At 73.2% G+C, this 13,703-nt stretch carries 13 protein-coding genes; all 13 read left to right on the plus strand.

What is annotated here, in order from left to right:
- Positions 1–5 precede the first annotated feature (5 nt).
- Positions 6–794 carry an SDR family NAD(P)-dependent oxidoreductase gene (locus FB559_RS41790; protein WP_141963507.1) on the plus strand — a complete coding sequence of 263 codons (789 nt, stop codon included), beginning with the start codon at positions 6–8 and terminating at the stop codon, positions 792–794.
- 159 nt (positions 795–953) lie between these two features.
- Entirely contained in the window at positions 954–1,664 is a 711-nt protein-coding gene (locus FB559_RS41795) for a DUF998 domain-containing protein (RefSeq protein ID WP_141963509.1), read from the plus strand.
- A gap of 51 nt (positions 1,665–1,715) precedes the next feature.
- The gene (locus FB559_RS41800) at positions 1,716–2,492 is read left to right on the plus strand and encodes an alpha/beta fold hydrolase (RefSeq protein ID WP_141963511.1); all 777 of its coding nucleotides are present in this window, start codon (positions 1,716–1,718) and stop codon (positions 2,490–2,492) included.
- Positions 2,493–2,636: 144 nt separating this feature from the next.
- Positions 2,637–3,869 carry a threonine synthase gene (locus tag FB559_RS41805; RefSeq protein ID WP_141963513.1) on the plus strand — a complete coding sequence of 411 codons (1,233 nt, stop codon included), beginning with the start codon at positions 2,637–2,639 and terminating at the stop codon, positions 3,867–3,869.
- 4 nt (positions 3,870–3,873) lie between these two features.
- A complete protein-coding gene (locus tag FB559_RS41810; protein ID WP_141963515.1) occupies positions 3,874–5,421 on the plus strand; it encodes an ABC transporter substrate-binding protein in 1,548 nt (515 codons plus the stop codon).
- Positions 5,418–6,392 (plus strand): ABC transporter permease, encoded by a 975-nt coding sequence (locus FB559_RS41815; RefSeq protein WP_141963517.1) that lies wholly within the window; start codon positions 5,418–5,420, stop codon positions 6,390–6,392. Before FB559_RS41810 ends, FB559_RS41815 begins: the two co-directional genes overlap by 4 nt.
- Positions 6,389–7,252 (plus strand): ABC transporter permease, encoded by an 864-nt coding sequence (locus FB559_RS41820; RefSeq protein WP_141963519.1) that lies wholly within the window; start codon positions 6,389–6,391, stop codon positions 7,250–7,252. Before FB559_RS41815 ends, FB559_RS41820 begins: the two co-directional genes overlap by 4 nt.
- Positions 7,249–8,028, plus strand: coding sequence for an SDR family NAD(P)-dependent oxidoreductase (locus tag FB559_RS41825; RefSeq protein ID WP_221640726.1), 780 nt, complete (start codon positions 7,249–7,251; stop codon positions 8,026–8,028). The genes FB559_RS41820 and FB559_RS41825 overlap by 4 nt, the downstream gene beginning before the upstream one ends.
- Entirely contained in the window at positions 8,025–8,870 is an 846-nt protein-coding gene (locus FB559_RS41830; RefSeq protein WP_141963521.1) for a polysaccharide deacetylase family protein, read from the plus strand. The genes FB559_RS41825 and FB559_RS41830 overlap by 4 nt, the downstream gene beginning before the upstream one ends.
- On the plus strand, positions 8,863–9,825 hold the full coding sequence (locus FB559_RS41835) for an ABC transporter ATP-binding protein (RefSeq protein ID WP_141963523.1): 963 nt from the start codon (positions 8,863–8,865) through the stop codon (positions 9,823–9,825). The genes FB559_RS41830 and FB559_RS41835 overlap by 8 nt, the downstream gene beginning before the upstream one ends.
- On the plus strand, positions 9,822–10,790 hold the full coding sequence (locus tag FB559_RS41840) for an ABC transporter ATP-binding protein (RefSeq protein ID WP_141963525.1): 969 nt from the start codon (positions 9,822–9,824) through the stop codon (positions 10,788–10,790). The genes FB559_RS41835 and FB559_RS41840 overlap by 4 nt, the downstream gene beginning before the upstream one ends.
- Positions 10,787–13,003, plus strand: a complete 2,217-nt coding sequence (locus FB559_RS41845; protein WP_185792746.1) for a penicillin acylase family protein — start codon at positions 10,787–10,789, stop codon at positions 13,001–13,003. Before FB559_RS41840 ends, FB559_RS41845 begins: the two co-directional genes overlap by 4 nt.
- Positions 12,996–13,685 (plus strand): GntR family transcriptional regulator, encoded by a 690-nt coding sequence (locus FB559_RS41850; protein WP_185792747.1) that lies wholly within the window; start codon positions 12,996–12,998, stop codon positions 13,683–13,685. The genes FB559_RS41845 and FB559_RS41850 overlap by 8 nt, the downstream gene beginning before the upstream one ends.
- The last annotated feature ends 18 nt before the right edge of the window (positions 13,686–13,703 follow it).

Genomic DNA, 13,703 nt, shown 5'->3' on the forward strand with positions numbered 1-13,703 from the left:
CCCCTATGGCCGAACTGACTGGCAAGACCGCGCTGGTGACCGGCGCATCGCGCGGAATGGGACGAGGCATCGCCCAGCGGCTGGCCGCCGACGGCGCGCTGGTGGCCGTGCACTACCGCGGCGACAGCGACGCCGCCGAGGAGACGGTCTCCACGATCGAGCAGGCCGGCGGGACGGCCTTCCCGGTGCGCGCCGAGCTCGGCCTGGACGGCGACGTTGAGACGGTGGTCACCGGGCTGAGGGCCGGGCTGCGCGGGCAGCCGCTGGACATCCTGGTCAACAACGCCGCGTGCGGCAATCTGGACACCCTGTTCGCCGGCGCGATCGGACAGGTGACCCCGCGGCAGTTCGACGAGGTCTTCGCGGTCAACGTGAAGGCTCCGTTCTTCCTCATCCAGGCACTGCTGCCGCTGATGCGCGACGGCGGGCGCGTCATCAACATCTCCTCCCTCAGCGCCCGGGTCGCGGTGCCCCAGCAGATCGCCTACGCGATGACCAAGGGCGCCGTGGAGACCATGAGCCGGACGCTGGCGAAGGAACTCGGCACGCGAGGCATCACGGTGAACACCGTGGCGCCGGGCGCGACCGACACCGGCATCAACGAGTTCCTGCACGCTCCCGTGATCAGAGCCGGCATGACGGCCATCACCGCCCTCGGCCGGATCGGCCGGCCGGACGACATCGCCGACGCCGTCGCTTTCCTTGCCTCGGAGGACGCCCGCTGGATCACGGCCAACACCCTCGACGCCAGCGGCGGCATGTTCCTCGGCCCTCCCTCCGCGCCGGTCGGGTGAGCCGCCCGCCCAGGGAGCGGATCCCGGCTGCGGGCGGCCGGCGTCGGGCACCCGCCGGCGTCGTACCGAGAAGTCCGTCACCGCCCAGGCCGCCGGAAACCCCGCCGGCCGCGCAAAGCCGACCGCGATCTTCAGCCACCTGAAACCAGGGATCCGACGATGACTCAGCCGACCGTCACACCGACCGGCAGCCATGGCGCGTGCTCGCCCGCCATCCGCCTCACCAGGTCACTCCTGGGCTACGGGATGATCGCGGGCCCGTTCTACCTGGTCATCTCGGTGACCGAGGGGTTGCTGCGCCCGGGCTTCGACTTCACCCGCCACGACTGGAGCCTGCTCAGCAACGGCTCCTACGGCTGGGTTCACATCACCGACTTCCTCCTCACCGGGTTGATGACGATCGCGTGTGCCGTCGGGGTCCGGCGATCCCTGCGGCACGGGACGGCCGCGCGATGGGCGCCGAGGCTGATCGGTGCCTATGGCGCCGGCCTGGTCGGCGGCGGTGTCTTCACCGCCGACCCCGCTTCCGGATTCCCGCCGGGGACCCCCGCCGACGCCCACACCGTCAGCTGGCACGGCCTGCTGCACCTGGCCTGCGGCGGAGTCGGGTTCCTGTGCCTCATCACCGCCTGCCTGGTCATCGCGCGCCGGTTCGGCACCGAAGGGCGGCGCCGCTGGGCCCTGTACTCCCGCGCCACGGGCGTGCTCTTCCTGGCCGGGTTCGTCTGCGTCGCCTCGGGGGCGAACGCGCCCTGGGCGACGCTGGCATTCACGGCGGCCATCGTCATCGCCTGGGCGTGGGTGAGCGCCGTCAGTCTCCACCTGTACCGGCGAGCCCACGCCACCGACGACCCCGCAGGTGATCTGTAACCGCGGACACCACGGCGGCGCACCCATCTCCGATCTCCAGGAAAGGCAACGATGAACCAGATCATCTCCAAGGACGGCACCCCCATCGCCTACGACCGCGCGGGCTCGGGCCCGGCGGTCATCGTGATCGGCGGCGGGCCGGTCGACCGGTCGGCCAACGACTCGCTGGCCGAACTGCTGGCAGAAGACTTCACCGTCTACAACTACGACCGGCGTGGCCGGGGCGAGAGCGGGGACACCGCCCCCTACTCCACCGACCGCGAGTACGAGGACCTCGAAGCCCTGATCACCGAAGCGGGCGGCTCGGCGATGGCCTACGGCACCTCCGGCGGCGGGATGATCGCCATCGAGGCCGCGGCCCGTGGTCTGCCCATCACCAGGCTCGCGCTGTGGGAGGTCCCCTATGTCCTGCCCGGCGCCCGGCCGGCCATCCCCGCCGGCTATCGCGACGAGCAGTACGCCGCGCTCGCGGAGGGCCGCCACGGTGACATGCTCGAACGGTTCTTCCTCGACGCGGCACTCATGCCGGCCGAGTTCGTCGCGGGCATGAAGGCCGGCCCGTTCTGGGAAGCGATGTTCCCCATGGCTCCCGTCCTGGCCTACGACGCCGACATCGCCGGGGACTTTTCCGTGCCGGACGCCCGGCTGGCCGCCATCAGCGCGCCCGCGATCGTCGTCGACGGCGCCACGACCCCGTGGATCAGCGCCGCCGCCGAGGCGATCGCCGCCGCGCTGCCCGATCCGCTACGCCGTACTCTTTCCGGCCAGCCGCACAACGTCGACCCGGCGACCATCGTCCCCGTCATCACCGAATTCTTCACCGGCTGAGATCTTTCCGCGGACTCGAGGGGGCGCCATCGGCTGGTGATCAAGTCATCCGGAGATGTCCAGATCGTGGACGGAGTGTTGACGTCTGTCCGATTTTGGATCCAAAATTGCGGCTCCGCGTAGCACCCGTCGCGAGGAGACGCCGTGACCCCCTCGTCCGCCTACTCGTTCCTCAGCCATCTGGAGTGTTCCCGGACCGGCGAGCGCTACGACGCCGACGCCGTTCAGGGCACGTCCTCCGCCGGTGCGCCGCTGCTGGCCCGGTACGACCTGGAGCGCGTACGTGACACGGTGACCCCTCGGGACATCGCCGGGCGTGTGCCCGATCTCTGGCGCTACCACGAGGTGCTCCCGGTACGCGACGAGCGGCACGTCGTCAGCCTCGGTGAGGGGATGACGCCGCTGCTGCCGATGCGCGCGTACGGCCGCCGCGCCGGCCTGACACGGCTGCTCATGAAGGACGAGGGCCTCGTGCCCACGGGCACCTTCAAGGCCCGCGGCGCCGCGGTCGGCGTGTCGCGTGCCGCCGAGCTGGGCGTCAAGGGCGTGGCCATGCCGACCAACGGCAACGCGGGTGCCGCGTGGGCGCTGTACGCGGCGCGGGCCGGGATGGGGAGCCTGATCGCCATGCCGGACGACGCGCCCCCGATCACGATGGCCGAGTGCCAGATCGCCGGGGCGGAGCTGTACCGGGTCGACGGCCTCATCGGCGACGCGGGGAAACTGGTCGGCGCCGCCGTGGGGGAGCGGGCCGGCTACCAGGAGGTCTCCACGCTCAAGGAGCCCTACCGCCTCGAAGGCAAGAAGACCATGGGCTACGAGATCGCCGAGCAGCTCGGCTGGCGGATGCCCGACGTCATCCTGTACCCCACCGGCGGCGGCGTCGGCATCATCGGCATCCACAAGGCGCTGCGCGAGATGCGGGAGCTGGGCTGGGTCGAGGGCGACCTGCCCCGGCTGATCGCCGTCCAGGCCACCGGCTGCGCGCCGATCGTCCGGGCGTTCGAGAAGGGCGCCAGGGAGAGCGAGCCGTTCGCGAACGCCCGTACCGTCGCCTTCGGCATCACCGTGCCCAAGGCGCTGGGCGACTTCCTCGTGCTGGACGCGGTCTATGAGACCGGTGGCACCGCGATCGCGGTCACCGACGAGCAGCTCCTGGCCGCGCAGGCCGAGCTCGCCGAGCTGGAGGGCGCCTTCATCTGCCCCGAGGGCGCGGCCTGCTTCGCCGCGCTCGAGCCGCTGCGGGAGTCGGGCCGGATCGGCGCGGACGAGGAGGTCGTCGTCCTCAACACCGGCACGGGCGTGAAGTACCCCGAGACCGTACGGGTCGACGTGCCGCTGCTCGCCAAAGACGGCCGCATCCCGGGCCGGGGCTGAGAAATTGGATCCGGTCGAGCGCGACCATCCGGGCGGGCGCCGCCGCACCGTCCTCGCCTGCCTGGCGGCCCTCGCCACGCTGGCCACCGCGGCATGCGGCATCCACCCGGCCACCGCGGGGCGGGACCCCGGCACCCTCGTCATCGACACCGCGAACTACCCGTCCACCCTGGACCCCGGCAAGCAGTACGACGCCGACACCTACGCGGTGTACCGCAACATCTTCGACCAGCTCCTGCGCCGGAACCCCAGGACCCAGGCCCTGGTGCCCTGGATCGCCACCTCCTGGCGGCAGACCGACGCGACGACCTGGCGGTTCGCGATCCGCCGCGACGTGAGGTTCAGCGACGGCAGCCCGCTGACCGCCGTGGACGCGGCCTTCAGCATCAACCGGATCCTGGACAAGAAGTTCGCCAGCCAGCAGTTCGCGAACTTCTCGATGATCAGCAAGGCCACCACCGACGGCGCCGACCTGGTCATCCACACCGCACGGCCCGCGCCGACCCTGCTGACGTACCTGACGACCCTGTCGGTGGTCCCGCAGCACTACGTGGAGAAGGCCGGTGAGCAGAAGTTCGCCGCCAAGCCGGTCGGCTCCGGCCCGTACATGCTCGAGTCGGCCACCGCGGGCTCCCAGGTCGCGCTGAAGGCCAACCCGCTCTGGTGGGGCCCGCGTACGAGCGTGCGCGCGGCGGTGTTCCGCGCGGTGCCGAGCGTCGCGAGCCGCGTCGTCGACCTGCAGTCGCGCAAGGCGGACCTGGCCACCACGCTCACGCCCGACGCCGCCGACCAGATCAAGCGCGACCCCAAGCTCGCCGTCCTGTCCACGCCCACCGAGCGGATCGCCTACCTGGCCTTCAACACGATCAAGGGTGGCCCGGCGAACGACCCGCGCGTGCGGCAGGCCATCGCCGCCGCGATCGACTACAACGCGCTGATCAAGAACCTGCAGCGCGGCTACGCCAAGCCGATCAACTCGCTGCTCACCCCGCTGGCGTTCGGCTACGACAAGGCGCTGCCGGACGACCGGTACGACCCGGCCACCGCACGGCGACTGGTCGCCCAGGCGGGCGCCAAGGGCAGGACGGTCGTGATGGACACCTCCCCGTCGTTCAACCCGCAGATCGTGCAGGCGATCCAGGCCGACCTGGCCGCCGTCGGCCTCAAGGTCCAGATCCGCAGCACCGACCAGCCGACGTACCTGAAGAAGGTCCAGGACCCCGGCCACAACTGGGGCTCGCTGCGCTTCGGCCGCTGGTCGTGCGCCTGCCTGGACGCCGACGGCGTGATCTACCCGCTGTTCCACACCGGCGGGATCTGGAGCTCATATACGAACCCGGCCTTCGACAGGCTCGTCGAGCAGGCCCGAACGGTGATCGACCCCAAGCGGCGGACCGCGCTCTACGACGAGGCGTTCCGGATCCTGGCCCGCGACCTGCCCGGCCTGGGCCTGTTCCAGGACTACGCGATCTACGGCGCGAACTCCCGCGTCAGCTGGACCCCGGACGCTCAGGAGAGCTTCTACCTCGACGCGATGAAGGTGCGCAGATGACGGCCGTCCTTCCGCGGCGGCGGCTCGCCGCCCTCCCCGCGACACCGCGCTACCTCGCCGGCCGGATCGGGCAGGCGCTGCTCGCCCTGTTCGGCGTGGTCACGATCGTGTTCTTCGCGCTGCGGCTGTCCGGCGACCCGGCGCGGCTGCTGGTGCCCGAGGGCGCCACGGCCGCCGACATCGAGCGGGTACGCGACCGGCTCGGGCTGAACGACTCGCTCTGGCACCAGTACACGACCTTCCTCGGGCACGCCGTACGCGGCGACCTGGGCTACTCCTACGTGCAGAACCGTCCCGCGACCGCCCTGCTCGCCGAGCGGATCCCCTACACCGCGAACCTGGCGGTCGCCGCGCTGGTCCTGTCGCTGCTCTTCGGCGTCACGGTCGGCGCGGTCACCGCGCTGAGACGCGGCCGCTGGCAGGAGCGCGTGCTGATGCCGATCGTGCTGGCCGGGCAGGCGATGCCGGCGTTCTGGACCGGCCTGCTGCTCGTCCTGGCGTTCTCGGTCGGCCTGCGGTGGCTGCCCTCCACCGGGTACGACGGCCCGCTCTCGCTGATCCTGCCCAGCGTCACGCTCGCCTCGCTCTCGGCCGCCGCCATCGCGCGGGTGACCCGCGGGGCGATGCTCGAACAGCTCGCCCAGGACTACGTGCGCACGGCACGTGCGAAGGGTGCCGGGACCTGGCGGCTGGTCACCCGCCACCTCGCCCGCAACACCGCGATCCCGGTGCTCACCGTCGCCGCCCTGGAGCTGGCGAACCTCCTCGGCGGCGCGGTCGTCACCGAGGTCATCTTCGCCTGGCCGGGACTCGGCCAGCTCACCGTGCAGTCCGTGGCCGCGCGCGACTTCCCGGTGGTGCAGGCGATCGTCCTGCTCGCCTCCGCCGTGTACGTCGTGGTGAACCTGGCCACCGACCTGCTGTACGGCGTCATCGACCGGCGCGTGTCCACCCGAGGAGATAGCGCATGAACGCCAGGTCACGCCTCACCGTCCCCCTCGTGGTGATCGGCCTCTACCTGGTCGTGGCGGTCTTCGCGCCGCTGCTCGCCCCGCATGATCCGAACGCCGTGACGCTCGCGCAGCGGCTGCTGCCGCCCCAGGCGCACCACCTCATGGGCACCGACGCGCTGGGCCGCGACGTGCTGTCCCGCACCATGTACGGCACACGCGTGTCGCTGCTCGTCGCCGCCGCGGCGGTCGTGGTCGCGGGTGTCGTGGGCGTCGCCCTCGGGCTGGTCGCGGGCTGGCGGGGCGGCTGGCTCGGCGCCGTGATCATGCGCGTCGTCGACATCGTGCTTTCCGTCCCGTTCTTCCTGCTGGCCATCCTCGTCGTCGCGGTGCTGGGGCCCAGCCTGGTCAACGTCGTGGTCTGCCTGGCGATGGTGCGCTGGCCGAGGTACGCGCGGGTGGCCTACTCGACGACGCTGCAGACCCGGGGCCGCGGCTTCGTCCGCGCCGCCACCGCGACCGGGGCGCCGGGCCGGTGGATCGTGGTCCGCCACGTGCTGCCCGAGGTGCTGCCCGTGGCGATCGTGGTGGGCACGCTGGAGTTCGGCCTGATGGTGGTCTACGAGGCGTCACTGTCCTTCCTCGGCCTGGGTGTGCAGCCGCCGACCGCCTCCTGGGGCTCGATCCTGTCCGACGGGCAGCAGTACATCGCCACGGCCTGGTGGCTGGCCACGTTCCCCGGCATCGCGCTGTTCGTCCTCGTGCTCGCGGTGAACCTGCTGGGCGACGCCGCGCGCGACCGGCTGGACCCGGAGAAACGCGCGGCCGTCTCACGCCGCCGGCTGCTACGGCGAACCAGGACCGCGGAGGTGACGGCATGAGTTTGGACTACGGGGAGGAGTTCGCCGGCAGGCGGGTGCTCATCACCGGCGCGGCGGGGCTGATCGGACGGTGGACCGCCGAGGCCTTCCACGCGTGCGGCGCCGAGCTGCTGCTGTCCGACGCCCGCGCCGAGCCCCTGGCCGAGCTGGGGGAGACCCTCGGCGCGCACACGGCCGTCGCCGACCTGAGCACCGCCGACGGGGTGGAGCGCCTGCTCGCGGCGGTGGACGGCCGCTGGCCCACGGCCGACATCCTCATCAACAACGCCGGTGTCTACCCGCGCACGCCACTGGCGACGACCGAGCGGGCCGCCGTGGAGCGGATCCTCGACGTCAACGTCGTCGCGCCGTACCAGCTCGCGCGGCACGTCATCGCGACGATGACCCGTACGGGCGTCCGCGGCTGCGTGGTCAACATCGGCTCGGGGGCGGCCCGGCGCACGACACGCACGGGTGGCGTCTACGCCGCGAGCAAGGCCGCGCTGGAGATGCTCACCCGCTGGCTCGCCATGGAGGCGGCCGAGGCGGGGATCCGGGTGAACACGGTCGGCCCCGGCTTCGCGCCCGGCAGTGAGGTCAGCGCCCTGCCCGGCGAGCACGTCGCCAAGATGCGCGCGGCGATCCCGCTGGGCCGTACGTCCGGGCCGCACGACGCGCCGGCGGCGATCCTGTGGCTGTGCTCCGGCGCGGCCTCGTTCGTCACCGGCACCACGCTCGACGTCGACGGTGGCCGCACCGCCGGCGACTTCACCCCGACCGGAGTGAGCGCGACATGACCTATCCATGGCCGGGAGGCACGCGGGCCGCGGTGTGCCTCACGCTGGACTTCGACGGCGAGTCGCCGTACCTGTGGCGCAGCCGGCAGACCCGCGGCCCGGCCGTCGGCGAGCTCGAACAGCGCCGCTACGGCCCGCGCCGCGGCATCGAGAACCTCCTGGCCATGATGGACGGGCTGGGACTGCGGGCGACGGTGTTCGTGCCGGGCTGGATCGCGGCCGAGTACCCCGGACAGGTCGCCGAGGTCCACCGGCGGGGACACGAGCTCGCGCTGCACGGCTGGTGCCACGAGCCGCCCACGAGTCTCACCGCCGACGAGCTGCGCGCGACCCTCGACCGGGCCGCGCGTACCCTCGCCGGGATCAGCGGCGAACGCCCCGCCGGCTACCGCTCCCCGAGCTGGGACATGACCGCGGAGGTGTTCCCCGTCCTGCGCTCGCTGGGCATCGGCTACGACAGCTCCCTGATGGGCGACGACCGGCCGTACGAGGTGGACGGCGTCGTCGAGGTCCCGGTCGACTGGGCGACCGACGACGCCCCGTACTACCGCTACGTCGGCGGCGACCCGCGGCCCCCGACGCCGACCGGCCCGATCCGTGACGCCTGGGCCGCGGAGATCGCCGCCGCCAAGAGGTACGGCACGCTCTGCATGCTCACCGTCCACCCCTGGCTGTCCGGCCGTCCCGCACGTGTCGCGGTGCTGGAGGAACTACTCGCGCCGGTCGTCGCCGATCCCGAGGTGTGCGTTCCGACAGTGCGGGAGCTGGCCGAACACCACCGCACCACGACCGGCGGACGCGCGGTCCCGCTCGAGCGGCTGGGCAGGCCCGCCCATGACTGAGACGGCGTTCCTGAAGCTCAGCGACGTGCGGGTCGACTTCGGCGCCGGCCGCGAGGCGGTGCGTGGCGTCGACCTGACGGCGGACCGCGGCGAGACGGTCGCGCTCGTCGGGGAGTCCGGCTGCGGAAAGAGCCTCACCGCGCTCGCGCTCCTGGGCCTGCTGCCCGAGGGCGCGAACGCCTCCGGGTCGGCCGTGCTCGACGGCACCGAGCTGATCGGCAGGGACGAACGCGCCCTGCGCCGGATCCGCGGCGCCCGCGCCGGGATGGTGTTCCAGGACCCGATGAGCTCGCTCAACCCGACCACCCAGGTGGGCACGCAGATCGCCGAGGTGCTGGCGATCCACACGCGCATGGGCCGCTCCGAGCGGACGCGTCGTGCGGTCGAGCTGATGGAGTCGGTGGGCATCCCGGATGCCGCGGCGCGCGCGAAGCAGATGCCGCACCAGCTGTCCGGCGGGATGCGCCAGCGCGTGATGATCTCGATCGCGCTGGCCGGAGAGCCGGACCTGCTGATCGCGGACGAGCCGACCACGGCGCTCGACGTGACCGTGCAGGCGCAGGTGCTCGCCCTGCTGCGCGAACGCGCCCGCGACACGGTCCTGCTGTTCATCACCCACGACATGGGCGTGGTCGCCGAGATCGCCGACCGGGTCGCGGTGATGTACGCCGGCCGGGTCGTCGAGACCGGTCCGGTCCGCACTCTGCTGGACTCTCCCCGGCACCCGTACACGGCCGCGCTGCTGCGGTCGGTGCCCGACCCCGACCGCCCGATCGCCGGCGAGCTGCCGACCATCCCCGGCCAGGTCCCCGCCGTCGGCGAGTACGTCGAGGGCTGCCCGTTCCGGCCGCGCTGCGTGCACGCGAGCGACCGGTGCCTGACCGGACCCGACCTGACCCCCGCCGGTGACGGCTCCGTCGCCTGCTGGCACCCGATTACGGAGGCCGCGTCATGACAGATGATCTTGTGGTGGCCGAGGGGCTGGTCAAGCGCTATCCCGTCCGTGGGCGCGGCGTGCTCACCGCCGTGGACGGCGTGGGCCTGCGCATCGAACGCGGCACCACGCTCGCGCTGGTCGGAGAGTCGGGCTGCGGCAAGTCCACCACCGGCCGCCTCCTCCTCGCGCTGGAGCGCCCCGACGAGGGCAGGGTCAGCGTGGCGGGCCGGCAGGCGTACGAGCTGGGCCGCCGTGAGCTGCGGACGCTGCGCCGCGCGATGCAGCCGGTGTTCCAGGACCCGTACGACTCGCTCAACGCCCGGATGACCGTCGAGCGGATCGTCGCCGAGCCGCTGCGGGTGCACCACACCGGCGGGGACACGCGCGCCAGGGTGCGTGAGCTGCTGGAGACGGTGACGCTCGCCCCCTCCCTCGCGGACCGCTACCCGCACGAGCTGTCGGGCGGGCAGCGCCAGCGGGTGGCGATCGCCCGCGCGATCGCGCTCGACCCGGAGTTCGTCGTCTGCGACGAGCCCGTCTCCGCGCTGGACGTCTCCGTGCAGGCGCAGGTGGTCAACCTGCTGCGGAGGCTCCAGGACGAGCGCGGCATCACCTACCTGTTCATCAGCCACGACCTGGCCCTGGTGCGCCATCTCGCCCAGCGGGTCGCGGTGATGTACCTCGGCCGGATCGTCGAGGAGGGCACGGCCGCTGAGCTGTTCGCCGACCCGCGCCACCCCTACACCCAGCTCCTGCTGGCCGCCGCCCCGCGCCCGCGCGTGCGCGACCGGCCCGCGGCGGTCACCGCGCTCGGCGAGCCGCCCAGTGCCCTCGGCGGGCACACGGGCTGCGCCTTCGCCCCGCGCTGCCCGCTCGCGACCGACCGATGCCGTACCGAGGACCCGGCGCTGCGGGCACTGCCGGGCGCCGGGAGGAAGGCCGCCTGCCACTACGCCGAGACGGCCCAGGCCGGTGCCGCATGAGCCTCCCGGAGGGCGTGACGATCACCCGGGACGAGTACGGCGTTCCCTCCGTCGAGGCGGAGACCGAGACGCTCGCCTGGTTCGGGCTGGGGTGGGCGGCCGCCGAGGACCGCCTGTGGCAGCTGGAGTACGACCGCCGGCGCGCGCGGGGGAGATGGGCGCAGGTCGTCGGCCCGTCCGCGCTCCCGTCCGACCGGCTGGCGCGCCGGCTCCGCCTGGCCGACGCCGCCGAGCGGGACCTGGCGGCGATGGATCCGGTGACGGCGGCGGCCTTCCAGAGCTACGCCGACGGGGTGAACGCCTTCGTGGGGGAGTCCGGCCTGCCGCCGGAGTACGAGGTCGGCGGAGTCGCCTGGGAGGAGTGGAGCCCGCGGGACTCCGTGCTGGCGTTCAAGATCCGGCATGTGCTGATGGGCGCCTGGCAGTACAAGATCGCCCGAGCGGTGCTGCGCGCCCGGTTCGGCGCGGACGTGGCGGACGCCCTGGACCCGCGCCCGCTCCCCGGCATGCGGGTGACCGTGCCCCCGCTGGGACGCATCCCGCGCGAGGACCCGCGTGCCGCGCTGGTCGAGCGGGCACGCGAGGACGTCGAGGACGCCGCCGGGCACCTGGGCTTCCTCGCGGAGGTGGAGGCCGGATCCAACGCGTGGGCGATCGGACCCGGCCGTACGAGCTCCGGGAAGCCGTTGCTGGTCAACGACTCCCACCGCGGCCTCGACACCCCGAACACCTACTGGCAGGCCCATCTGAGCTGCCCGGAGTTCACCGTGTCGGGCGCCACGTTCCCCGGCCTCCCCGGCTTCCCGCACTTCGGCCACAACGGCCGCGTCGGCTGGGCGATCACCAACGCCGCGGGCGACGCGCAGGACCTGTACGTCGAGCACTTCCGTGCCGGAGGCACGGAGGTGCGCACGGCCACCGGCTGGGAGCCCGTGGTGCCGCGCGAGGAGCGCATCGCCGTACGGGGCGGTGACGAGCACACCGAACTCTGCTGGCAGACCCCGAACGGCCCGGTCGTGCACGGCGACCCGGCCGGTGGCGCGGCACTGTCGCTGCGCTGGACCGCCGCGGACCGCGCCTGCGAGCAGTTCGGCGTGCTCCGGCGGATGCTCGTGGCCGGTGACGTCCGCGCCCTGCTGGACGGGCAGGAGGGCTGGGTCGACCCGCTGAACAACCTGGTCGCCGCCGACGTCGACGGGCACCTGGGCTACCTGCTGCGCGGCGAGCTGCCCGCGCGCGCGAGCCTGGCGCCGGCGCAGGTCCCGGTGCCCGGGTGGGAGAGCGGGTACGCCTGGCGCGGACGGGTGCCGTTCGCGTCGATGCCGAGGTTCGAGGACCCGCCCGAGGGCGTCATCGTGACCGCCAACAACACGGTGACGGCGGCCGAGTACCCGTTCGTCTCCCACTCGATGAACGACTGCTACCGGGTCGAGCGGATCCACGAGCTGGCCGCGTCGGCGGAGGCCGCGGGCGCCGCCGACATGGTCGGCTGGCAGGGCGACACGGTGTCCGTGGCGGCCCGCCGCTGGGCCGGGCTGCTCGCGGGCCGCGGCCCGTACACCGGTGCCGCCGAGCGCGCCCGTTCGGTGATCGCCGCCGGTGGCGGCGACCTGAGCGCCGAGAGCGGCGTCGGCCTGGTGCATGCCTGCTTCCGCCGGGCCCTGGCGCCGCGTGTCCTCGACGCCGAGGTCGGCGCCGCCGCGCGATCCTGGCTGATGGACACCGGCCTGCCCGGCGTACCGGTGCTCCTGCGGCGCTGGTTCGCCGCGCTCACCTGGCCGGGAGAGGACGGCACCTGGCCGGCGGCCGCCCTCGGTGACGGCCTGCTGGCCGGCGCGCTCGAGGCGGCCTGGCACCAGGCGTGCGGCGACGGCGACGCACCGCAGCCCTGGGGGCAGGCGCACCGTACGGCCGCGCGCCATCCGCTGCACCCGGTGGCCGGCGCCCGTCTCGACCCGCCGGACGCGGGGATCGGCGGGGACAACGAGACGATCCAGAACGGCGCGTACGGCTGGGCGGAGGGCACGTCGTTCGCCATCACCAACCTGTCGGTGTACCGGCAGGTGCTGGACTTCGCCGACCTGGACGGGTCGGGCTGGGTCATCCCGGGCGGTGCGTCCGGCCGTCCCGGCGACCCGCACCACGCGGACCAGCTCGAACCCTGGAGCCGGCACCGCCTGGTGCCGATGCGCCGGGGAGCGCGCCGTGACTGACCCCGCCACGGAGCTGGGCAGCCTGGTCCGCTCCGCGTACGAGGCGGTGCGCGAGGCCGTACTGGAGCGGCGGCTGCTGCCCGGCGAGCGGGTGACGGTGCGGCCGTTCGCCGAACGCCTCGGCATCTCGCCGACCCCGGTCAAGGCGGCGCTGGCGATCCTCGAACGCGAGGGGTTCCTCGTCGCGCGCAAGCACTCGGGGTACTTCGTCGCCGAGTTAACGGCCGGCGACATGCGCGACATCTACGAGCTGCGATCCGCGATCGACGCCCTCGCCGCCCGCGACATCGCGCGGACGAGACCGGCCGCGCTACTGGCACGGCTCGGCGAGCTGGTCGAAGGTCAGCGCGCCGCGCTCGCGGCCGGGGACGTGGAGGCCTACGCGGAGCTGGACCGGGAGTTCCACGGGCTCATCTGGCAGGGCTCGGCCAACCGGCGGCTGACGGCCGTCGCGGACCTGCTGGGCGCCCAGCTGCGGCTCGGCCACAACCTGACCATCGCGGTGCCGGGGCGCCCGCAGGCGGGCCTGGAGGAGCACGGCGAGATCATGGACGCGCTGCTCGCCGGTGACACCGCGGCGGCCGAGCAGGCGACCCGCCGTCACGTCGCCCAGGTCATCCGCGCGCTGGAGAGGGTTCTGCCGCGGCGGAGCACCCTGCCCCACGAGGAGGCGGGTGCCTGATCCCGGCACCCGCCCCGC

The organism is Actinoallomurus bryophytorum, assembly GCF_006716425.1.
GTDB lineage: Bacteria > Actinomycetota > Actinomycetes > Streptosporangiales > Streptosporangiaceae > Actinoallomurus > Actinoallomurus bryophytorum.

What these genes read in the sequence shown, in the direction of transcription:
- FB559_RS41840 (WP_141963525.1), top strand. Translation starts at nt 9,822, where the DNA reads ATGACAGATGATCTTGTGGTGGCCGAGGGGCTGGTCAAGCGCTATCCC.
- FB559_RS41825 (WP_221640726.1), top strand. Translation starts at nt 7,249, where the DNA reads ATGAGTTTGGACTACGGGGAGGAGTTCGCCGGCAGGCGGGTGCTCATC.
- FB559_RS41815 (WP_141963517.1), top strand. Translation starts at nt 5,418, where the DNA reads ATGACGGCCGTCCTTCCGCGGCGGCGGCTCGCCGCCCTCCCCGCGACA.
- FB559_RS41830 (WP_141963521.1), top strand. Translation starts at nt 8,025, where the DNA reads ATGACCTATCCATGGCCGGGAGGCACGCGGGCCGCGGTGTGCCTCACG.
- FB559_RS41845 (WP_185792746.1), top strand. Translation starts at nt 10,787, where the DNA reads ATGAGCCTCCCGGAGGGCGTGACGATCACCCGGGACGAGTACGGCGTT.
- FB559_RS41795 (WP_141963509.1), top strand. Translation starts at nt 954, where the DNA reads ATGACTCAGCCGACCGTCACACCGACCGGCAGCCATGGCGCGTGCTCG.
- FB559_RS41835 (WP_141963523.1), top strand. Translation starts at nt 8,863, where the DNA reads ATGACTGAGACGGCGTTCCTGAAGCTCAGCGACGTGCGGGTCGACTTC.
- FB559_RS41820 (WP_141963519.1), top strand. Translation starts at nt 6,389, where the DNA reads ATGAACGCCAGGTCACGCCTCACCGTCCCCCTCGTGGTGATCGGCCTC.
- FB559_RS41800 (WP_141963511.1), top strand. Translation starts at nt 1,716, where the DNA reads ATGAACCAGATCATCTCCAAGGACGGCACCCCCATCGCCTACGACCGC.
- FB559_RS41790 (WP_141963507.1), top strand. Translation starts at nt 6, where the DNA reads ATGGCCGAACTGACTGGCAAGACCGCGCTGGTGACCGGCGCATCGCGC.